This window comes from Dyadobacter sp. CY347 (genome assembly GCF_021502655.1).
GTDB lineage: Bacteria > Bacteroidota > Bacteroidia > Cytophagales > Spirosomataceae > Dyadobacter.
In genome coordinates this window covers 1,321,484-1,343,820 of record NZ_JAKFFT010000004.1, presented here as the reverse complement: position 1 = coordinate 1,343,820, position 22,337 = coordinate 1,321,484, and the positions used below count along the sequence as shown (strand labels likewise).

Genomic DNA, 22,337 nt, shown 5'->3' with positions numbered 1-22,337 from the left:
TTTAATCAAAATTAGAATTTAACGTTCAAGCCAACCGTGAAGACTTTCATGATGGGATAGTTGGTTTCATCGCCACGTGTTTCCGGATCAAAGTGCTTCATCTTGCTCAGCGTGATCGCATTTTGGGCATTTACAAAAACACGCAATCCACTCAATCTCATTTTCTTGACCATTTCGGGAGCGAAGTTGTAGCCAAGCTGAATGTATTTCACTCTCAGGAAAGCGGCGTTGGTCAGCCAGTAATCGGCAGGCAGCACATTGTTGCCCGGATCAGGCGCCAGTCGCGGATACATGGCATCTGGACTTTCGGGTGTCCAGTAATCGGTTTGAAACTGCATCGGCGTTCCTCCATTGAAATTGGAAGTTACGTTCAGGGGCGTCTGATAGCGGCCCGAGTAATATGCTAAGCTTTTGGTGAAACCATTGAGCTGTGTTTCAACTGAAAAACGTTTGTAAACAAAGTTCAGGTTTGCAAAATAGCTGCCCTGCGGATTCGGGTTGCCGGAGGTAACTTTGTCTGCCTTATCGATGTTCTTGTCCCCGTTAATGTCAATGTATTTAATGTCTCCAATCTGCTGACCAGGTAGAAGCGTTGCCCCGCCGTCGATGTCGCTTTGTTTGAGGAGGCCATCCGTTTTGTACAAATAATAACTGTTTACCGGATAACCCACTTCATTAATGTCCAGGCCATTGGTTCCAATATACGGCCCGCCGCGAAGGGAAAGGATTTTATTGGTATAATAAGAATATCCTACACTGGCGCTCATTTCCAGGTCCCTGCTGATGGCTTTGGAGTAATTGAGCATAAACTCCCAGCCTTTATTGGACACCGACCCCGAATTGATCGGAAGCGTAGCCACGCCGGAGGATAAGGACAATGGCGGTGTCAGCAGGATGTTATCCGTTGTTTTGCTGAACCAGTCAATCGTCACACCAAGGTTCTGGAATAACCGTATATCCGTTCCGATGTCCAGCATTTTAACCGTTTCCCAGGTTATTTCAGGATTGCCAATCAAAGTTTCCGATCCGTTCCCGCCATCGATCAGACTTTGGTAACGATAAAGTTCTCTTACGTCATCATTCCGCCCGTTATTGCCCATCAGCCCATAGGAAGCCCTCAATTTAAAGCTGCTGAGAAACTTTACATCTTTCAAAAAATCCTCGTTATGCACATTCCAGCCTACTGCAACGGAAGGAAATGTTCCCCATTTGTGCCCGGGACCGAACTTGGACGAGCCGTCTGTTCTCACTGTGCTTTCCAGCAGATATTTGTTATTGAAAACGTAATTGAACTTCACGAAATAGGACGCCAGGTTTGCCTGGTCAAAATTTGAAATGAAGTTTGCTTCCCTTGATATCCCGCCGATGGCATAAATAAAGTGCTTGCCATAGGTTTGAGAAAATTCCAGGTTAGACGACAAATAATTGTAAGTGCCTCTTTCAACCCTGGAAGTCTTTGAATTCCCATAAGTAAAAACCAGGTTCCCGGTATAATAATCCAGAAAGTTGTAGGAATTCCGGTTGTCCAGGAAGCCGCTTGAATTGACACGGTACAAATATTGTCCTCTCAATTTCAGCTCCGGCGTAATTTGCCATACGGGCTGGAAGTTAATGTTGATCTGGTCGGCCTTGTTTTGCGCATAACCGCCTCTTTCCAGCTCCGCCATGGGGTTCATCATTTCCCCGAAGTTTCCGTAAGCCTGGTAACCGTCGTCGGTCAAAGGATATTTCGGGACTATGTTAGGGGGTGTTGTGTAAACCAAATGCAGGGAATTTCCGAAGCGGACAAGTTCAGAACGGTTCCTGCTTCTTGTCGCTACCAGGTCCAGCAGCATGGAAACGTTCTTTGTCAGCGTCACGCCCGTATTGGCACGAAACGAAAATCTCTCATAGTCACGTTTGGGAGTTAGTCCATCCTGATACAAGTAGTTTCCGCTTACAGCAAAGCGTGCAAGCTCATTTCCACCCGAAAGGCTCACAGAATGGCTTTGGATCACAGGATTTTTTTTCAGTATCAAATTGGACCAGTTCGTGTTCGGGTAACTCACCGGATCACTGCCTTCTGTTGTTTTCTGAATGGTCTCAGCGCTATAAGGTTCAAGTCCGCCAATGTTGGAATAGGCCTCATTCACCATTGTCATATACTTGGGCGCATCAACGAATTTGGGCAGATAAGTGGCATTTTGGACACCCCCATAACCATCGTAAGTAACAGCAAGTTTTCCGGGAATCCCTCTTTTCGTCGTAACCAGGATCACACCGTTCGCGGCGCGTGCCCCGTATATTGACGCTGCTGCTGCATCTTTTAAAACTGTAATGCTTTCCACTGTGGTCGGGTCCACGGAGTTGATATCAAAAGGAACACCATCCACCAAAACCAGCGGAGAAGTTCCGCCAATGGTTGAGATTCCGCGGATCAGGATATTGGAACGGTCCTCTCCTGCCATGCCGCTTCCCTGCATCACCGTAAGGCCGGTAACCCCGCCCTGCAATGCCTGCGACAATTGGGTAATCGGTTTGTTGGCCACGGCTGCCTTTACATCCAGCTTACCAATTGAATTGGCCAGGTTTCGCGCCTTTTGTTCAGAATAACCCGTTACAACCACTTCATTCAGCGCCGTGTTTTGCTCGGCAAGAGAAACGACAAGGTTTTTTGTACCTGAAACAACCACTTCCTTGGCATCCAGTCCGATGAATGTAAAAACCAGCACTTCACCGTTTCTGACAACAATTTCAAAGTTACCATTCACATCGCTCGTCACACCCCGGTCCGTGTTTTTAACCTGAACTGTTACACCCGGCAATGATACGGGCGGTTCTTTGCTGTCGAACACCTGGCCTTTCACCATGAAACTGCTATCCGGCAGTCTGCCCGATGTGTTTTGCGCCGGTTTTTCCAACGGTTTCAAAACAGAATTCTTGGCCGGGCTCCTTTTGAGCAGAATGGTGTTGCGGCTGGACAGCTTGTAAGTGATACCCAACGGATCAAGAATGTTATTCAACACCGATTCGAGGCGCACGTTTTCGTTTCTTGAAGAAACTTTACGGTCAGCATTGATCACCTGGTGGCTGTAAACAAAGCGTACATTGGTTTGCTTTTCGATCTTTTCAAGCACCTGATCCAAACCTTCCGAGTTAACGGTTATAGTTATACGTGTATCGAGAATATTTTGTTTGTCCGGAATTTTAGCCTGGGTTGTCCCGATCAGCAGGAAGAAAAGGGTAATCAGTCCGGTAATGGTTTTAACAAGCCGGATCACCTTAGTAGTTTTTTGTCGACGTTTTTGCATAAGTTAAGCAGGTTAAATGTTTAGTGGGTTAGTCAGTAATATCACAGCCGTTTGAAAATACAGCGATTGCATTGTCTTGCATTTCGAATTTCGCTCCGATCACTTCGCAGATCATTTGCATCTTCTCGCGGATCGGTTCATCGCCCAGTTTGGCCGTAATGTTGCATCGGGAGGTGACTTGTTTATCAAAATGAATGTGCACGCCATAGGCCTGTTCCAAAGCCAGGAACACATCTTTGACAGGCGTCTTTTTGAATTTAAAATATTGGGATTCAATGGGCAGACCGATTAGTACCGGCTCGTCAACATCCTTTTTTGCAAGCTGACTGCTATTCCGGTCCAAAGTAACAAGCTGATTGGGATTCAGGATTACATGCCTGTTTCCGGCTTCGTTGCCGGCACGAATGACCGAAATATCAACAACACCCGTTTTAACGACCAGCTGCACCTGCTTGTCGGCTGCATTGGCTTTGATGCTGAAACTGGTTCCGGTAACCTGCGTTAACATTTCACCGGCGTAGATAAAAAATGGCTGCTCAGGATTTTTCTGAACTTCGAAAAACGCTTCGCCCAACATAACAACCTCACGCTTATCTGTTGCGAAGCTCGCGGGATAACTGATTTTAGCAGCTTTTTTGAGTATTACCGAACTCCCATCCGGCAAAGTCACCAGCTTAACCGCCTCATTGGTATTAACTATTTCAATGATCCGGCTTCCCGATTGCGCCAGGACAGCATTGTAGGGAGGTTGGGAATGTCGTTTATAGTAGTAACCGCCAAAACCCATCGTGAGCAGCAAAACAGCCGCAACCTGCAACCAGCTTCTCCGCCACCACGACCTGATCTGTGTTTCCTGGCTGATGTAATCCAAAATGTTGGCTTTCCTGGATGCCAGTTCCTGTTCCGGGATCTCATCCGCTTCTCCGCGCACCATCAGCAGGATCTCCCTGGCCTGTTCGATATTTTCCGCTTGTAAGGGCGTGTTTTTTAGAACCGAAGTCCAGTATGCATCGTCTTCACCCCTGTAAACCCACCTGCGAAAACCCGGATCTTCAACCCAGTCCTTCAACTCGAAGTTCTTATAGTTATTCATGGAATTGTTAAAATGGTGGCTTCTGACACGATGAGTGATCAGCCATTATTCCATACCCATGAATTTTAAAAGAAAATCAAAAATAAATTCAATTTGATGAAAAACTTATCTCAGTTGATGTAATCGATGATCATTGCGAGCAGAATGGTCTTGTATTTCCAGTATTCCCGGAGTTTCAGGATACCATAATGGATATAATTGGCAACCGCCTGTTTCTGCAATCCCATGATTCCGGCAATTTCCTCATTGGAAAGATCCTGGTAATATTTGAGATACAATGCTTCCCGCTGCCGCTTCGGCAGCATCTCGATGCCCGTTTCGAGCCTGCTGCTGGTCAGCGCGTCCGTTTCGTCCGTAATCCAGGCCAGCTCGGGAGAGTCATCTTGGGAAGCAAACTCTTCATTTTCAGAGAAGTCGGAGAACCTAGACTGCTTTTTAATCCGGGTGATTAAATTGTTTCTGAGCGACTGAAAAAGATATGCTTTTATAGAAACAATGTGCGTCAGCTTTGCGCGCTTTTCCCAGATTTCCAGGAAGAGGTCCTGAATGCAATCTTTGATCAGGCCTTTGTCGGGCGTGAACCGCGTACCATAATGATACAGCGGGTTGAAGTTATGGTCCACCAGTTCGCCGAAGGCCGTAATGTTCCCTTCGCAGATCTGTAACCAGTATTCAGGCGAATAAAAAGCGTTAAAGTTATCTGCTTGTTTCACGCACGTCCGAGACAAAACTTCCAAATGATCTGTAAAATTACACCCTATATTATCCAAGGATTTCTTGTAATCAGAATGTAAATTAACACCTCACATTTTTGTAACTGTCCTGCCGTGTCATGTGCGCCTTACTTGCGCGAAATATTTTTACTTGATACGAAATCCAATACCCAGGTTCAAATTATACCGGTCCGTGGGGACGGTGCTTGATTTCGATTTGATATTTCCTTCTCCCAAAGCGTAGATGTACCATTTGCTGCCAAGTTTGTAATCCGCTCCAAGACCTACATTAACCATTCCATAATTGAGGCGGGCCGTATACCGCTCAATCCTGAGTAATTCAGAGGGAGGCGATTGCCAGGCATTTCTGTACATTCCTTTTGCAGTTTGACCATAAAAATAACCAAGCTGGCCATATACCGAGAGCTTACTTTTTCTTAAAAGGTAATATTTAGAAGATAATCCAACACCTGCATACTGATCCTGGGAAGCGCCTAATCCGTTTGTGCTATACCGTCCTTCCAGCCGTAGAACCCAGTTATTCGAAAGAAAGTACTGCGTATAAGGCGTAGCGCGGATATATCCTCCCAAAGAATTCCCAACGCCGACCCCCAGCATCACCCCGGCCTCCATTTCGCCTTTTTCCGACCCGGAAAGCGGTGCCTCTTTCTGTGCAATAGCAACATTAGATACAAGAATAGCGAGCAACAAGATACAATGTTTCATAAATGCGGATGTAGTTAAAAGATTTAGGGTCAGTTTAATCAATGTTCTGCTCTCAGACTTTATTTATCTAAAAGTGAATGACTTGCATTGTAAAGACATAATCGCAGAAAACGGACGATCTGTGGCAAGCGTTTGCATTAATTTAAAATCACACTATTGAACCCGCACCAGGTGAACGCCCGTTACCGGACGACCGGTGGCCGTAACGCCTTGAATGACAACGCGGAGTGTTCGCACGACGTCAGACAGCGGAAACCGCAACTGGGTGTTTCCCTGACTATCCGTTTGAATCATTGGCTTCCAGTACAGCACGTCCCGGTCATCAATGCGGCCAGCAATGGTGGTGTCGGTTTCGAGATCGTATCGCTGCACATAAAATTCGCGCTGCACCGACGGATAACCGATCACTTGAACCGGTGTCATTCCTTCGTCCTGCTTCGCATTCACCTGCATCGACCGTGCGCTTTTGGAATAAAAGGCAATGACTCCATTGGCTCCACGAACTCCATAAATACCGGTTGTACCAGCATTTTTCAGCACCTCCACCCGTTCAATGTCTCTTGGAGTGAAGTTCATCAAAGCTGTTCCATCCGGGTCTTGAACGGGAACGCCATCCATGAGAAACAATGGCTGCGTACCGCTTTTGTAGCTATTCGTGCCCCGAACGGATACAAGATATCCAGGAGGCTGTGCCGCACCGCCTGGCGGGGCCGTTCTTCTCACGACCGTTACGCCCGCAAAACGCCCCTGAATCATGTCATACAGATTGGAGTAAGCGGGCGATTTCTCGTTGAATGTTACCGTTGCATCGGCCTCATTGTGTAAACTGCGCATTTTTATGTCGTCCGGCCGATCATTGTTTTTCTGCGCCCGGACGGTCACTTCATTCAGCAATTCGGTCGCCTTATCGCGATAAAAATTCGTGTTTGCCGCTTGCCGGATGCGGGCCGCTTCGAGCTGGGCTTGCAGCGTGGGCCAGTTTGGCTGAGCGATCATTCTATCCAACTCCCATTGCTTACCAGGCGCTTCCTGAACAATATAGGCTTCTTTGTCAGATAATTTTTTTGCATTACGCCCGGCAATCTGCACTGCTAACCTCACTGTATCCGCAATGGCCATGCCCGGTAACCGAAACTGGCCCTGCTCATTGGCATCTGCCGATTTTACAAATGAACGACCGGGCGCCATCGATGTCAAAACGATCTGTGCGCCGGGTATGGGTTGATTTTTTGTATTCAAAATGCGCCCGCTGAGGGACACGCCACCGAGCGAGTCGGCGGTGGAGGTGCCGGTTACCCTCCGCCAGCCCTGGGTTAGCAGCAGGTCATCCAGCGCTTTACGGGTCTCGGCTGAGGGACTGGTCAAATATTGGGCAGGGTTTTCAACACGCCCGCGCAGCTCTCCGGTTATCAGCAAGTGTGCTTGCATATTGGCATCGGAAGAGTCATCAGGCACTTTTCCGGCATCGGTAATGGACGCTGATAATGCGGCCGACGCAGCTGATCCGTTATCTTTCAAATTGACATTCAGTACAACCTCCTCCCGGGGCTGATATTGGGTTTTGTTTAATTTCAATGTCACACGAACCGGCGCGGAGGATTCCGGCACAAAAAACAATCGTTCGCATTTGGGCATGGATTTGGCATCGTAAAGCGTCACTTGCGCGAGGCCCGGCAACCAGCCTGTCATCGGCAAACTGATCTTCGCTAAGCCATTTTGCAGGATGATTTTTCGCTGATCAACCATAAGACCGCGTTGCTGGATAAGTATGTACACAGTGTCGGCCCCCGTGCGGTTACTGCTCATCAGGGTTAACGCCAGGCGCGTTGTATCGCTAATCGCATCGGCCGACAACAGTAACCCATCGCTTTCAGGTTTAGGCAAAGGAATTCGCTGCAATTGGTTGTTATATGCAACCTCTGCATGATATGTTCGCTGCGTTTTCGGCTCCATCAACAGGCTGGTCATTCCATTCTGATTGGTTTTGAAACGGACCACTTCCATGCCCGAATCGTCCACAATACGACCCTCAGCAGACAAGCCATGGCCATTTGGTTGTACAATCTTCACACCCAGGCGTGCCGGCAATCCGGATATCCAGCGGCCGCCTTCCGGTAAAATTTGAATGTCCGGTTGCTGAGAAACGGAATCACTTTTTGCGGCTAAGCCGTCCCGGAACAAATTATAGATCGCCACCGACCGCTCAAAAGCCGGGCCTCGTTGCGCATCATCTTCATCCGTATAAGCTCGCAGACGATATGTTCCTGTCATAAGGGTGTCGGACAAACGAAAATTGCCATGGCCGCGCCCGTCTGCAATGCGCACCCATTGGTGCTGCACCAGTTTACCCGCTGCCGTAAGCAGGTCGACATGCATGGCTGTTTCGCCGGAGGCCCGCTGGTGACTGGTTGCGTCGAGCAAGTATGAGCTCATCCAGAGCCGGTCACCGGTGGCGTAAAAAGGTTTGTCAATGTGTACAAACAGCGCTGGTGCCAGCAGCCTGAACCGCTCGTTAAAACCTGCACTGATGCTCCCCAGAAAGGTGTCAGGCGGCGCCAGTTTACCCTGGGTGCTCAGCGCGCCTGTGGCAACCGCCTCCATCTCACCTGCATCGGGTTTCCAGTCGGCAGGCAACATGGTGGATAGCCTGTCATCGCCCATTGAGCCTTCCACTTCCATTCCTTGGGGAAGTGTAATGATCCCATTTACAGTCATTTGTATCTGTCCGCTGGGGAATTGCAATTCGGTATAAGCATAGCGTGCATCAGGGTAAGGTGAGAAAGTGGAGTTTGCCCTGGTATAAAAAACGATCAGTTTCATTGAGGAGACCAACCGGCGTTCGACTTGTAAACGACCCGGTTGGATCAGCTTGGAAACCTGTATTGGAACCAGACGCTTGTATTCGCCTATTGCAGCGGTAAGTGTAATGATCTTGCGTTCGACCGAAATCGGCTTGCTGGCATCTTCCTGATAAACTAAAAAGCCAGCTTCCTCGAACGTGCCGTCTATCAGGCTGGCCATTAAATGCCGGGCAGATCCATGGTAAGCGGTCAGGCGGTTGCGCCGGAACCGGTCTGCTTGCCGCTCATTTTCAGGTTTTAGTTCCTGGAAACGGGCAGTACCGGCAGAATAAACCTTTCCAGAGGGAGTAGCATCAAAATGTTGCAGATCATAGATCAGTCGATATCCCAGGGCCTGATTATCAATGATTAATGGCTCACTGGCCGTGGCATATAAATGACCTTTATCTTCTTTAAAACTAAGGACTTCACCGTTTACCAGCAGGCATTGTCTGCCGAACGGCTCGCCGAAAAGTTGCTTTTTAAACAGCCGCAGATTGCGTTCCGACCGCTTCGAGTTGCCCCTTACTGTAACCGCATCCAGCATTTGTTCGCTTATTCTGAGCTGAAAATTGGCTTTTTGCGGGGACGTATTCTCAAACCTGATCTTTTGCGTAGCAGATTGATAACCAACGAATGAAGCAACGATTTCAACCGTCCCTGCCGGGACCACAGCTAATGTATATGCCCCTTGTTCGTTGGTGACAGCCCTTTGCGTGCTGCCATTGATATATACATTGGCAAACTGCATGGGTTTTCCCGTTGTGGCGTCTGTTACGTAACCGGTCAGCAGGGCTGTGTTTTGGCCATTCGCCACCAGGCGAGATCCCAGAAGTAAAACGAATGTTATCCAGCCGATGAAGCAAGAGCGACTCATAATCATGAAGTTATTTCCTTAAAAGATCTCTGCTATGAATTCATACCTATGGCTGGTAACATTCATGCGCTTGCGGTTACATTGTCACAGTTCCCCCGTAAAAATGGCCTGTTCGGCCCGCATGATCGGCTTCATAACAAGGTAACTTTGGCATATTGTTAAACTGATTTAAATGTGTCAAACCAAAAAATTGAACAGTATGGCAAATCAAGTAATATTCTTTCACGGTGGCGGATCCAGGGAGGATTTTCAAGCTGATCAAAAACTGGTGGAGTCGCTGGAAAACGCTTTGGGACCTGATTACGTGGTGCACTATCCCTTTTTACCCAATGACGGAACGCCTGATCTGGGAAGACGGCGGCAGATCAGTCAGGCTATATTAGGAAGTGAGGAAGGTGTCATTCTAGTTGCCCACTCGCTCGGCGCGTCCATGTTGCTGGCGAGCCTGTCGGAATTTGAGATAAAGCACCAGATTGCGGGCATTTTTCTGATAGCAACGCCATTTTGGGAAGGATCGGAGGATTGGGTTGAACCTTTCAAATTACGGCCTGATTTTGCAGAAAAACTGGACCAGAAAGTGCCGTTGTTCTTCTATCATTGTCGGGACGATGAAGAGGTGCCGTTTGCCCAATTCGGCAAGTATAAGCAACAGCTTCCCTGGGCAACGTTCCGTGAGATCCCTTCCGGGGGCCATCAGCTGAATAATGGCCTGAGCATTATAGCAGATGATATTCGATCAAACCTTTCACAGGCATAACTTTTTAGGTTGTCCGCGAATGACAAAATCAGATATGCGGGCCGAAGAATCGGCGGAAAGGCCATTGGTAGCAACATTATTGATCAGTTCATCGGCGCAGGATTACTTCAATCAGCTCCGTCAGCAACATTTCCCGGCTGATCGTAATTATCTCGATGCACATTTGACGCTTTTTCATGCCTTACCCGACCAGCCGTGGGTCATCGAAGATTTGTCCGGCCTTGCAAAAGAGCACACTCCCTTCAATGTTAAAGCCGAAGCTGTCGTTTCTCTGGGCAGGGGCACGGCCTTTAAAATTGTATCGCCGGAACTCTCAGCAATTCATCAAACGCTCCGAAAACGCTGGCACGACCGCCTTACCGCCCAGGACCAGCAAAAGAGGAATTTTCACATTACCATTCAAAATAAGGTTGAACCACACATCGCAAAAAAGCTTCAATCCGAGCTGACTCCTTCGTTTGAGCCGTTTGAATTTGCCGTGAGCGGCATCCATTTATGGCGCTATTTGGGCGGGCCGTGGGAATATGTAACGACCATTTATTTCGATCACTTCTTTACCAGCCCCGTCATGTAAAGATCGAATCCGCCCTTCCCTCCCGGCCGGTCGGAGGAAAAGACAATGAGGTGATAATTGAAATGTGTCGCGGCGGGAAAAATGGGGCGATATTCGTTACTGGCCGTATTAATTCTTTCACCTGCATTCACCGGGGCGCCCCATTTATCATTTTCAAACTTTGCATAATAAATATCCGAACCACCAAAGCCGCCGGTCCGGTCTGAAACAAAAACCATCATTCCATCCTGAAAATACGGGCATTTATCATCGTACGGGCTTGAAAGCGCTTCAAGTTTTCTCAGTTTGTAAGATCCCGGATGCAGCAAACTTTCAGGCGTAACCTGCTCGCCATCCTTTCTTGGGATGCTGAGCTCGTAGATGTCGAAGTTGCCATCCCGATTGGAGCTGAAATAAATTTTGTCCCCGGCAAATGAGAAACTGGGGTAACCGTCGTCTTTTTCAGAGTTTAAAATATCAAAGTCAAATGGCCCCGTAATGCCCTTATCGTTATTTAAAAAATACCTGATCTGCATATCGCCTTCCGAATCGTCTGCATAGAAGAGCATAAAATTTCTTTCCGTAAAGTCCCCCTGAATGTCCCGGCCGAACCGCAAAGTCTTTGGCCCAAACACATTAAAATTGCCGTTTGCCCTGTAAATCATGCCTTCCAAAGCACCGTTATCCACGAAGCTGTCATATTGAACTCCACCGGCGCTATACTTCTCCAAACCCAGCCGTTTGTCATAGGTAAATTGCGCCGGAAAGCTGACCAGATTAAGCACGTCCTTTCTGTCCCTTTTGGAAGAGAATGTGAGATAAGTATGTCCGGACTTGTTGTAAGGCAGGTCCGGATTATAATCATCAAACTCCGAATTGAACTCGTCCAGGCGGACCACATCATTCAGGAATTCTCCATCCTTCCTTTTGCCAAGGTCGATGGGCCAACAACTTTGCATCAGGAGCACCAAGGCCAGATATCGTTTCATATTAAAGGGTTATAATTCCTATAAAAGGTACGAAAAATGCCCCAATGGTTGTAACCGGAGAAAACTAATTTTCAGATGGCTCCAATAACGTTCCCTGCGCCATTTCCGCTTTCTTAAAACAGGCAAAAACTTCGCGATAGAAATCAGGGTGTGATTGCCAGGTTTGTCCGGTGACGATGTTTCCATCGCGGATGGCCTCCTGGGTTGAATAGGTGCCGCCGCCCATCTCAATTTCAGTGCGGACGTGCTCGTAAGCGGTTAATGTGCGGTTCTTGGCCAGCCCGGCAGTAACCAGGATCTGGATCCCGTGGCAGATTGCAAAGACCCATTTGCCCTGCCGGTCAAACTCGCGGACCACTTCCAGCAGCGCGGCGTGGTTGCGCAGGTATTCGGGAGCACGGCCACCCAGCAACAGAATGGCATCATAGTCGCTAACCACAACGTCATCGATCGTCAGGTCGGAAGCCAGGCAATATCCTGGCCGCTCCACATACGTATCCCAGCCGATTTCAAAGTCATGCATCACCAGATTGAGCCTGCGCTTACTGGGTGCGGCGATCACGGCAATGTCGCCTTCTTCCTGAAAGCGGTGAACAGCGTAAAGGGTTTCGTAACTCTCACCACCATCTCCGGTGACGATCAATATTTTCCGGTTCATTTTGAATGATTTATGATTTTCTGTATTAATTATCTCCTGTTTCTGATCAAATCTTGCGCTTACTAAGAGCCGTTTTGCGGCCTTCCCTACTTGTTTTGATGGGCTTTTTTGTGTTAACAAGCCATTAACCGTCCTTTTCAGTATTTTTTATCTTCATTAACAACGCATACGCATTTTTGATAACCAGCCTGGTGCTGTCGTCGATGCCGTTTGCCTCGATCTGCTGTTTGCCGTCGTTGATAACGCCGGGAGTAACTGGGATCATTTCAAAATTCCCGCTTCCATTGTCCGTAAAAACGTAAAATTTATTTTCCCAACGTACGAGCGCGTCCTCGGGAACCGTAAGCGCTTTTTTATTGCTTACCGACACTTCGCCATTCATAAACATGCCGGGAACGAGCGCAGAGTTGTATTTTTCAAAATGGCAATGCACTTCTGCCATCCTGTCCTGATCGAGGTTTTTGGTAATGAGGATAATTTCAGCCTGGAATTTCTTCGTTGGATCGCCATTGGCAAATGCGGTCACGCGCTGACCCACCGATAATGTGCCGAGATCTTTTTCAAAAACATTCAAAACCAGGTGAATGTCATTCGGATTTACGAGCTCGAAAAGCATGTCCGTCGGCGCGGTGTATTTGCCTACATTCACATTGACTTTGGAAACAAAACCATTGATAGGCGACTTGATTGAAACGCTTTTGGAGATCTTGTCCGCTTTCAGCTTCGCCGGATCAATGCCGATTACTTCGAGTTTTTGTCCTAATGCACTCGCGAGAATGCGCTGGGTTTCCATTTCCGCCCTGGCTTGCTGAAAAACGCGGTCGCTGCTGGCTTTGCTTGCATTCAGATCGCGCTGGCGGTTAAACTCCGATTCTGCCAGGAGCAGCTTTTCTTTCGCTGTTAGATAATCCTGTTGGAGCTGAATAAACTGCATATCCTCCAATTCGGCCAGCACTTGACCCTTGCGCACATGCATACCCGGAAGCATATTGGTAGATTTCAAATACCCGCCCAAAGGAAAACTGAGGCTTATTGTGCTTTGTGGTGGCACGTCGATTTTTCCTTGCAGCGACAGCACGCCGCTGATATTTTCCAATGCCGGCGTGCCTACTTCTATGCCCACACTTTTCTTTTGGGCGTCGCTGATGGAGACTATTTGCTCCGTTTGCGCTGAATCCGAAGCGGTGCTTGCGGGTTTTTCCTTTTCTTTTGATTGCTCATCCGCGCAGGAGAACATTAGCAGCAGGCTCAGGCAAATAATGATATGATTTTTCATTTGAATGTTCTTATAAGTTGTTCAGTTTCAACCACTCTATGACAGCCATGTTATAGTTGTTTAATGCATTGATATACTCGCTTTTAATCGTGATCGCCTGGTCTGCGACGATGGCCCATTGGAGAAAATCAATGTCGCCTTCCTGAAATTGCTGGTCGGCAGTTGTAAGGATCACATCGGCATTTTTCAGGCCCTGGCCTTCATAGTATTGCAGGCTTTGCTGGTATTTTTTGATCTGCTGACTGGCATTATCGAGGTCGCTTTGTAGCCTTAAACTGATCAGGTCCGATTGATTTTGGTTCCTTTCCCAATCCAGCTTTGCCGCCTCCACCCGTGCATTTTGTGCTTTGAAAAACAACGGAATACCAATGCCGGCGCTAACGTAACCAAATCGTTTTCCAGCTCCATAAGTCATCTCCTGCCCTCTCACCACCTGCGGGCCGATCAGCGTTTGGTTGTTATAGCCAACCGTAAAGTCAGGCAGTCGTTTTGACTTTTCCGTTTGCCAGCGATATCGCGCAGCATCCTGCCGATGCCGGGCCAGTTCCACAAGCGGAAGCTCGCTGATAGCAGCAGAATCGAATGTGATCAGCGGATCATTGATTTTAGTCCGATCCACTTTGGGGACATATATTTCCGAATCCTGAACAAAAAAATTGAACTGTCTAACAGCGATTTCCAGGTCATTGTTGATCATATTCAACTGATTGGTGATCTGTTGCCTGCGCGATTCAGCGGCCGTTTTTTCCAGCACATTGGCCGCTCCTTTTTCGAAGCGGAGATTGGATTTTGTTTCAAATAACCTGTAAACGCTGTCTGCATAGACGAGCAACCGCTTACGTTCGGTTAGGGAAATGTATTCGTAGAACAGCTGGCGGACATTGCCCCGGATTTCCTGTTCGGTAAGCTTGGTAGTGGCCCTGGAAGCCAGGTAATTTGCTTCCAAGACCTTTCGCTGGTTGGTATATACACTCGGAAAGTTGAATGTCTGGCTGATGCCGATGCGGTTATCATTGTTGATACTGTTCACTTTTCCGTAGTCTGCGCTGATGTTGGTTTTGGCAATGTCGAACGACCCGGATTGGAGGCGTTCACTCGCTTTTTCGCCTAGACGGTCACTCTTTGCCTGCAAGTTTTTTTCCAAAGCAATTTTAATGGCGCTATCCAGTTCAATAGGCGTTTGCGTGGGTTGAGAAAAACCGCTGTGTCCAAAGAACATTAGCAGCAATGTTAATGCTGTTCCAAGCCCGCTGATCTTCACTTTTTTATCAAACAGCAAATACAAACCCGGGAGCACAAAAAGCGTGAGTAATGTGGCGCTGATCAGCCCGCCGATCACCACCGTCGCGAGTGGACGCTGCACTTCTGCACCTGCGCCATCGCTCAATGCCATCGGCAAAAATCCGAGTGAGGCAACCGCGGCGGTCATTAACACGGGCCGCAGCCGGTTGCGCGTGCCGGTCATTACCACTTCCAAAGCATCCTGGATCACGCCTTCTTTCCGGATCCTGTTGAACTCGGAAAGCAGCACAATGCCATTCAGGACCGCGACGCCAAACAATGCAATAAAGCCAACCCCAGCCGAAATGCTAAACGGCATTCCGCGCAACGCAAGCCCGAAAACGCCGCCAATTGCAGAAAGCGGAATGGCCGTATAGATCAGCAGGCCGTCTTTCACCGAAGAGAAAGCAAAATACAGCATGATAAAAATCAACAGCAGGGCAATTGGAACGGCAATGACAAGCCGCGCCTTGGCCTGCTGCAAATTTTCGAATGCTCCTCCGTAAGTAATGCTGTAACCAGCCTCAAACTTCATTTTCGCATCCACTTTCCCCTGCAACTCCTCCACAATCGACTGCACATCACGGCCTCTGACATTAAATCCGACAATGATCCGCCTCCGCGTATTTTCGCGCTGGATCTGGTTCGGGCCTTCCACTTCCTCGATGCTGGCGACCTGATAAAGCGGGATTTGAACGCCTCCCGGCGTGGTAATGAGCAGATTTTGAACGTCAGTAATGCTCCTCCGGCCTTCGTTACCGACGCGCACGACGAGGTCAAATTTCTTTTCGCCTTCATAGATCTGCCCTGCGGCGGCTCCGGCAAAAGCAGCATTAATGGTGCGGTTCACATCGTCAATGTTCATGCCGTATTTGGCAATTTCATCGCGGTTGAATTCGATCACAACCTGCGGCATACCGGTCACTTTTTCGATGTACCAGTCCGCCGTTCCGGCTACGGTTTTGGAAATGCTTCCTAATTGCTCGGCATAGGCGGCCAGCTTGTCGAGGTCTTCACCGAATATTTTACAAACCACATCCTGCTTGGCGCCCGTCATGAGCTCGTTGAAACGCATTTGCACTGGATATTGAAATCCGGTTGTGACGCCGGGCATTACTTCCTGCGCTGTGGCGGCCATTTTGCTGGCCAGATCCGGGAAAGTTTTCGCACTTTTCCACTCCGATTTATCCTTTAAAACAATGATCATATCGCCGCCTTCAATGGGCATCGGATCGGTGGGAATTTCTGCGCTGCCGATGCGGGAAACGATTTTTTCAACCTCGGGATAATCAGCTTTCAGCTTTTCGGAAATGACTTTAAATGCATCGATGGTTGTGCTTAGGTTCGTACCCACGAGCAGCCTGGTTTCGGTTGCAAAATCACCTTCTTCGAGCTGCGGGATAAATTCTCCGCCCATTTGCATAAATAAAAACACCGCGAAGCCAAACAATGCAAATGCTGAAATTACAAGCGTTTTCTTGATCCTTAATGCGCCAGCTAACAGCCGCGCATAACCGTTTTCCAGGCGCGTCATCACGCGGTCGGAGAAGTTTGGCTTATGGACGATTTTTTTACTGATTAACAGCGAACTGATCATGGGAATGTAGGTCAATGATAAAATAAATGCGCCCATCACGGCGAACGCAACAGTCTGTGCCATAGGCTTGAACATCTTCCCTTCAATGCCGGAAAGCGAGAGAATGGGCAGATAAACGATCAGGATAATGATCTGTCCAAAAACCGCTGCATTCATCATCCGCGAGGCCGAACCGGTCACTTCTTCATCCATTTCTGCTTGCGAAACATGCTCCACATTTATATATTTTTTGGAAAAATGCATGTGATGCAAAATGGCTTCTACAATGATCACCGCCCCATCCACGATCAGCCCGAAATCCAGCGCGCCCAGGCTCATCAGGTTGCCGCTCACACCGAAGAGGTTCATCATAGTGATCGCAAAAAGCATCGATAACGGGATTACGGACGCCACAATGAGTCCGGCGCGCAGGTTACCCAGGAAAAGGACCAGAATCAGAACAACGATCAATGCACCCTCCAAAAGATTGTGCTCCACCGTGCCAATGGCATTATTCACCATTTTGGTCCGGTCCAGAAATGGCTCGATCTCCATTCCTTCGGGCAGTGTTTTCTGGATTTCCGCCACGCGCAGCTTCACATTCTTGATCACTTCGGAAGAATTCCCTCCTTTGAGCATCATCACGATCCCGCCCGAAAGCTCGCCTTTTCCAGCCATGGTCAGCGCGCCATAACGGATGGCCGAGCCCAGCCGCACCTCCGCCACATGACTGATCAGCACCGGCGTTCCATTGCTGTTATTCTTCACCACGATCTTGCGAATGTCATCCATCGAGCCCGCCAGGCCGACGCTCCGTATATACATTACTGTTGGACCCTTCTCTATATACGCACCACCCGTATTCTGGTTGTTTCTGCTCAATGCAGTGAACACGTCGCTGATGGAAACGTTTAGTGCTTTCAGGTTTGCCGGGATCACGGCCACTTCGTATTGTTTGAGGTCTCCGCCGAAAGTGGAAACGTCGGCAACGCCCGGCGTACCCAGCAGCTGCCTGCGTACGATCCAGTCCTGCGTGGTGCGCAGGTCCGCGAGCGAATATTTTTTCTCAAACCCGTCTTTCGGTTTCAGCACATACTGGTAAATTTCCCCCAGCCCGGTCGTGGCCGGTGCCAGCTGCGGCGTGTTGGCATCACTGGTGATTTCTACTTGTGAAAGCCTTTCGGTAACCTGCTGGCGCGCCCAATACACATCGGACTCGTCGTCAAATACAATGCTGACAAGCGAAAGCCCGAAACGGGACATACTGCGGCTTTCTTTCAGGCCGGGAATGTTGCTAATAGCCTGTTCGATGGGAAAAGTAATGAGGCGCTCCACATCTTCGGCGCCCAGTGACGGTGCGGTGGTGATCACCTGCACCTGGTTATTGGTAATGTCGGGAACGGCATCTATGGGCAACCGGGTCACTTCATACGCGCCGTAGATCACCCACAGCAGCATGAATATCCCGATTACCAGTTTGTTCTTCACAGAGAACCTGATAATGTTATTCAGCATATCGAATCAAAATAAATATATAGCAAATGAGGCCATATGCGCCCTTGTGGAGCACAAATGGTGTTCAGGACCGGATCCTGCACATCGATATATATTTAAACTCGCGGCGGGCGGAAGAGGGAGCCCAGCGTTGTACTATACGCGACCTGAGGCTTGTCGGGGCCGTAATCCGCCTTGATAATGGGTTGCGAATGATGAACGAATGTAAAGCGCTCCGGGTGGGCAACGAAGAAGAAATTGACGTGATGCATTTCAATTTTCTTGAAAGGCAGCTGCATGTCCTTTTCGTCGTCGTTATCGTTCAGATCCTCACCCCAGTAATGCATGGAAAGGAAGTCGACGAAGCTCACATTCTGGTCCAATGATTTGTGTTCCAGAAAATGCTTGATCAGCGACGGCGCCTTCATAATTTGATACAATGATGTTGTATCAAGAATGACAATCGCCAGGAGCATATTTCGGATAAACCTTTTCACGCTCTAAAAATAGCCCGCACCCGCTTCAATCACAAGTAAAAAACTACAATTTATGCATGCTATGGTATTTCTGTCCGTTGTAACCAGGCTCAAAAGGCCTACTCGCTCCGCAAACTCTTGACCGGGTTCATGAGGGCTGCCTTGATGCTTTGGAAGCTGATTGTAAATAATGCGATTGCTGTGGCCAGTATTCCCGCCAGGGCGATAACCCACCATTCGAGGGTGGTTTGATAGGCGAATCCCTGGAGCCATGACTGCATGGCGTACCACGCGATCGGGGATGCGATGACTATGGCGATAAGAATCAGTTTCAAAAAATCTTGTGAAAGCAAGCCCACAACCCCGGCCACGCTTGCACCAAGCACCTTGCGTACGCCGATTTCCTTGGTGCGCTGCTCGGCCATAAAAGCGGACAACCCGTACAGTCCCAGGCAGGAAATGAAAATAGCCAGACCGGCGAAAAGATTAAAAATGTTTCCCATTTGCTGCTCGCTCCGGTAAAGGTTGTCGAGGTCTTTGTCCAAAAATCCGAACCTGAACGGGAAGGCGGGGTTAAGTTGCAGATTGATCTTTTCCAATGCTTTGATCGTCTGTTCATTATTACCGGCCTCAGTACGGACCATCACCACGCCGCCCCATCTGTTGATGCGAAGGATCAGCGGCTCCATGGCATATTGCAGCGATTTGAAATGAAAATCTTTAACAACACCAATGATCGTCCCCTTCTCATCGCCGAGGGACATGCTTTTGCCTACCGCATTATTTACATTCATTCCCATGATCTGCATGGCTTTCTCATTGATCATATAACTGGAACTATCGCCGGAAAAAGTCTTGTCAAAACCGCGTCCTGCCAGCACTTTTGTTTTAAAGACATTGATAAAATTCTCATCCACATCCAGAGACGGGAATACAACCTGATTCGGGGCCGTTTGACCATCCCATACCACGTCAACAGTTCCCGATTCAACTGCTGTTGGCAAAGCGGAAATGACCGTAAAATTTTCCGTAAGGTGATTTTGTGCCAATGCCAGTTTTAATGCCTGCTGTTTTCCCCACAATTCTCCGCTCATTGGCAGGTAGAGGAGATTTGATTTGTCGAAACCCAGGTTTCGTTTTTTGATAAAATCAAGTTGTTTGTAAACGACCGCAGTGCCTACGAGCAACACAATGGCCACAACAAACTGCGTAACGACCAGTGCATTCCGAAAGAGCAAATTCCCACCGGCAACCCTAAGTTTGCCCTTCAAAACTTTTACAGGTGCAAATCCCGATAGAAACAATGCGGGATAACTGCCTGACAACAAGCCCGTCAGCACAGCAATGCCGATCAGGCTCAGCAGCAGTTTCCCGTCCAGCAAATGAATGGTGAGGCTTTTTTCAGTCAGCATTTTAAAGATCGGGAGCAACAGGAATACGATGCCGATCGCGATGATCAGGGACAGGAATGAAAAGATGAGCGACTCGCCAAGGAATTGAAAAATGAGCTGATGGCGGTTTGCGCCCACCACTTTACGCAGTCCTACTTCCTTTGCCCTGCGCTCGGAACGCGCCGTAGCGAGGTTCATGAAATTGATGCAGGCTACAATCAGAATGAAGATCGCAATGATGAAGAAAATGTTGACATACTGAATGTTACCATGCCCGGCAACGTCAAGCTGGTAATTGGAATGAAGGTGAACGTCGGTCAGCGCCTGCAACTCGAAATCGATTTTAATGGTTTGACCATGCCCTTTAAAAATGGAGGAAATCTGCTTGATCAGGGCCTGCCGGGCGGATGCTGACGCCGCCGTTTTGTCGTTCAGTTCGAGATAGGTGTAAAATATGAAGTTGTTCCAGCTATTATTTTGTAATTCTGTGCTGGTCCTTGCCAGCGTTTTCATGGGGATCAGGCAGTCGAATTGCAAATGTGAATTGGGTGGCGTATTGGCCAGGACCCCTCCTACCGTGAAGTTTTCTTTATTGTCAATGCGGATGGTTTTGCCAATGGCATCGCTGGTGCCGAAATATTTGGCGGCCATTTCTTCGGTGATCAAAATAGCTCCGGGATCTTGCAGGGCAGTGGCTTTGTTACCGGCCAGAAGCGGAAAAGAGAAAAAATCAAGAAAATTAGAATCCACGTACATGACCCGCTTTTCGTCCACTTTCTTTTCCCCTACTTCAAACAGCATCGGTATCCATTTGCTGATCCGCACCCCGCTTTTGATCTGGGGCAGTTCGGATTTAAACCCGGGCGCCATGCCCGCCGCGCTCACCGCCGCCCGGAAATCTCCTGCACTGCAAGTGAGCCTAAAAATCTGATCGGCACGGGAATGGAAGCGGTCGTAGCTAAGCTCATTCTGAACCCATAGGAGGATCAAAATACTACAAGCCATGCCGATGGATAAGCCGGCAATGTTCAGAATGGAGTAAGATTTTTGACGGACAATGTTCCGCCAGGCGATTTTGAAATAGTTTTTTAACATATCAGGGCTAAGAGAAAAAGTTGGATCGTATTTTGTTTTTTGCTGCCGCCGGCGTACAAATGGCGGAAGCACAGTAATAACATTTATCAGATATCGAAAAAGGGCCTGCATTTTCCCTGAATGTGCATAAGAATACGCGTATAATTCGTCGAGGTCACCTTCTACTTCTTCAAGCGTGTTGTCCGGGTGAAGCCAGCGAAGAACCGTTTTTGCCCACTGTGGCGGTTGCGGGGCATTCATATCCCGCTTAATTTTAATGTGTCGTCGGGCATCAGTTTCCAGAGCTTATTGCGCAGCTCCTGAATATCAGCCAGCGCGGTTTTTCCCAAAGCGGTCACCTTAAAAAGGCGTTTTCTCCTTCCACCGCGCTCGGCAGTGGCCCCACCCAGCCCGGAGGTTACAAACCCCTTTTCTTCCAGCCGGATCAATGTATTATGGACTGAGCCGAAAGCGACGAGCCTGCCCGTCTGCTGCTCGATTTCCTGGGAAACCGTTACGCCGTAAGCGTTCTCGTCAAGAATCGCAATCATCAACAACACCAGCTCTTCAAATTCGCCTAAATACGTCCTGCGCATTTAAAAAATGATTAGTTTACATTTTATAGTATAAATGCGTACCAAGTTTAATAACCATGCAAAAATGCGCTTTCTAAGCGGTTAGGGCCATTTTCGCTTAGATTTGGTTGTTCGTAAATGACCGGAATGTGTCCGATATTGAACAGGGCAAATGCGGAAAGCAGCTGGCATTTGCTAACCCATTTTGGATAACTTAATTCAATTGCAAACTTTGGTGTATACTTAACCAAATACAATGAAAATCCAGCTAACAATTCAGGGGAGCTCAATTCGGGGGATCGAATCGCTTTATGAAGAGATCAACAGGGTTTTTATGAAAGAGGAAGATTGGCTTCTTGGGAATAGCCTGGATGCGCTCGATGACCTTCTATATGGAGGCTTTGGAGCAGCTAAAGGCGCAACACAAGTAGAAATTACCTGGCAGGATATTGACATTAGCAAGGCAGCGCTGGGTCATGACGAAACCAGGCAATATTATCTCGACAAACTGCAACCCGGCTCGCCATTTAACAAAGCATTATTTTCAGAAAAACTGCAAGCGCTTGAAAACGGAAATGGCCAGACTTACTTTGATCTGGTTATGGACGTATTTTCAAGCCATGCCAACATTGTCATCAAGTAAAGGAATGCTATAAAAATCCCCACTTATTAAAATGAGATTAGAAACCGATTACAAT

General features: G+C 48.3%; 15 protein-coding genes. 3 read left to right on the top strand and 12 right to left on the bottom strand.

Features of this window, described 5'->3' with window-relative positions; genetic code table 11:
• Window positions 1-11 precede the first annotated feature (11 nt).
• From L0659_RS13815 to L0659_RS13795, 5 genes are all read right to left on the bottom strand, one after another.
• Window positions 12-3,290 (bottom strand): TonB-dependent receptor, encoded by a 3,279-nt coding sequence (locus tag L0659_RS13815; protein WP_235126702.1) that lies wholly within the window; start codon window positions 3,288-3,290, stop codon window positions 12-14.
• Window positions 3,291-3,318: 28 nt separating this feature from the next.
• Entirely contained in the window at window positions 3,319-4,383 is a 1,065-nt protein-coding gene (locus L0659_RS13810; RefSeq protein WP_235126700.1) for a FecR family protein, read from the bottom strand.
• Between the two features lie 110 nt (window positions 4,384-4,493).
• A complete protein-coding gene (locus L0659_RS13805) occupies window positions 4,494-5,096 on the bottom strand; it encodes an RNA polymerase sigma factor (RefSeq protein WP_235126698.1) in 603 nt (200 codons plus the stop codon).
• 147 nt (window positions 5,097-5,243) lie between these two features.
• Window positions 5,244-5,822: a hypothetical protein gene (locus L0659_RS13800; RefSeq protein ID WP_235126696.1), complete on the bottom strand. Its 579-nt coding sequence runs from the start codon at window positions 5,820-5,822 to the stop codon at window positions 5,244-5,246.
• A 153-nt stretch (window positions 5,823-5,975) separates the two neighbouring features.
• Window positions 5,976-9,539, bottom strand: a complete 3,564-nt coding sequence (locus tag L0659_RS13795) for a carboxypeptidase regulatory-like domain-containing protein (protein WP_235126695.1) — start codon at window positions 9,537-9,539, stop codon at window positions 5,976-5,978.
• A 199-nt stretch (window positions 9,540-9,738) separates the two neighbouring features.
• On the opposite strand from L0659_RS13795, the gene L0659_RS13790 reads away from it, so the two are divergent.
• Both L0659_RS13790 and L0659_RS13785 read left to right on the top strand, forming a co-directional pair.
• Complete coding sequence (locus tag L0659_RS13790; RefSeq protein WP_235126693.1) at window positions 9,739-10,296, top strand: alpha/beta hydrolase; 558 nt, start codon at window positions 9,739-9,741, stop codon at window positions 10,294-10,296.
• A gap of 19 nt (window positions 10,297-10,315) precedes the next feature.
• Window positions 10,316-10,870: a 2'-5' RNA ligase family protein gene (locus L0659_RS13785; protein WP_235126691.1), complete on the top strand. Its 555-nt coding sequence runs from the start codon at window positions 10,316-10,318 to the stop codon at window positions 10,868-10,870.
• On the opposite strand, the gene L0659_RS13780 is transcribed toward L0659_RS13785, so the two are convergent.
• The 7 genes from L0659_RS13780 to L0659_RS13750 form a co-directional block, all read right to left on the bottom strand.
• Window positions 10,843-11,838 (bottom strand): hypothetical protein, encoded by a 996-nt coding sequence (locus tag L0659_RS13780; RefSeq protein ID WP_235126689.1) that lies wholly within the window; start codon window positions 11,836-11,838, stop codon window positions 10,843-10,845. The two genes, L0659_RS13785 and L0659_RS13780, sit on opposite strands and share 28 nt — an antisense overlap.
• A 64-nt stretch (window positions 11,839-11,902) precedes the next feature.
• Complete coding sequence (locus L0659_RS13775; protein WP_235126687.1) at window positions 11,903-12,496, bottom strand: DJ-1/PfpI family protein; 594 nt, start codon at window positions 12,494-12,496, stop codon at window positions 11,903-11,905.
• Between the two features lie 124 nt (window positions 12,497-12,620).
• On the bottom strand, window positions 12,621-13,772 hold the full coding sequence (locus L0659_RS13770; protein WP_235126686.1) for an efflux RND transporter periplasmic adaptor subunit: 1,152 nt from the start codon (window positions 13,770-13,772) through the stop codon (window positions 12,621-12,623).
• 10 nt (window positions 13,773-13,782) lie between these two features.
• On the bottom strand, window positions 13,783-18,144 hold the full coding sequence (locus L0659_RS13765; protein WP_235126684.1) for a CusA/CzcA family heavy metal efflux RND transporter: 4,362 nt from the start codon (window positions 18,142-18,144) through the stop codon (window positions 13,783-13,785).
• Window positions 18,145-18,239: 95 nt separating this feature from the next.
• Window positions 18,240-18,620 carry a hypothetical protein gene (locus tag L0659_RS13760; protein ID WP_235126682.1) on the bottom strand — a complete coding sequence of 127 codons (381 nt, stop codon included), beginning with the start codon at window positions 18,618-18,620 and terminating at the stop codon, window positions 18,240-18,242.
• Window positions 18,621-18,718: 98 nt separating this feature from the next.
• The gene (locus L0659_RS13755; protein ID WP_235126680.1) at window positions 18,719-21,325 is read right to left on the bottom strand and encodes an ABC transporter permease; all 2,607 of its coding nucleotides are present in this window, start codon (window positions 21,323-21,325) and stop codon (window positions 18,719-18,721) included.
• Window positions 21,322-21,660: a PadR family transcriptional regulator gene (locus L0659_RS13750; protein WP_235126679.1), complete on the bottom strand. Its 339-nt coding sequence runs from the start codon at window positions 21,658-21,660 to the stop codon at window positions 21,322-21,324. Before L0659_RS13750 ends, L0659_RS13755 begins: the two co-directional genes overlap by 4 nt.
• Before the next feature lie 235 nt (window positions 21,661-21,895).
• Between L0659_RS13750 and L0659_RS13745 the strand changes: the two genes are divergently transcribed.
• Window positions 21,896-22,282: a barstar family protein gene (locus tag L0659_RS13745; RefSeq protein WP_235126678.1), complete on the top strand. Its 387-nt coding sequence runs from the start codon at window positions 21,896-21,898 to the stop codon at window positions 22,280-22,282.
• The last annotated feature ends 55 nt before the right edge of the window (window positions 22,283-22,337 follow it).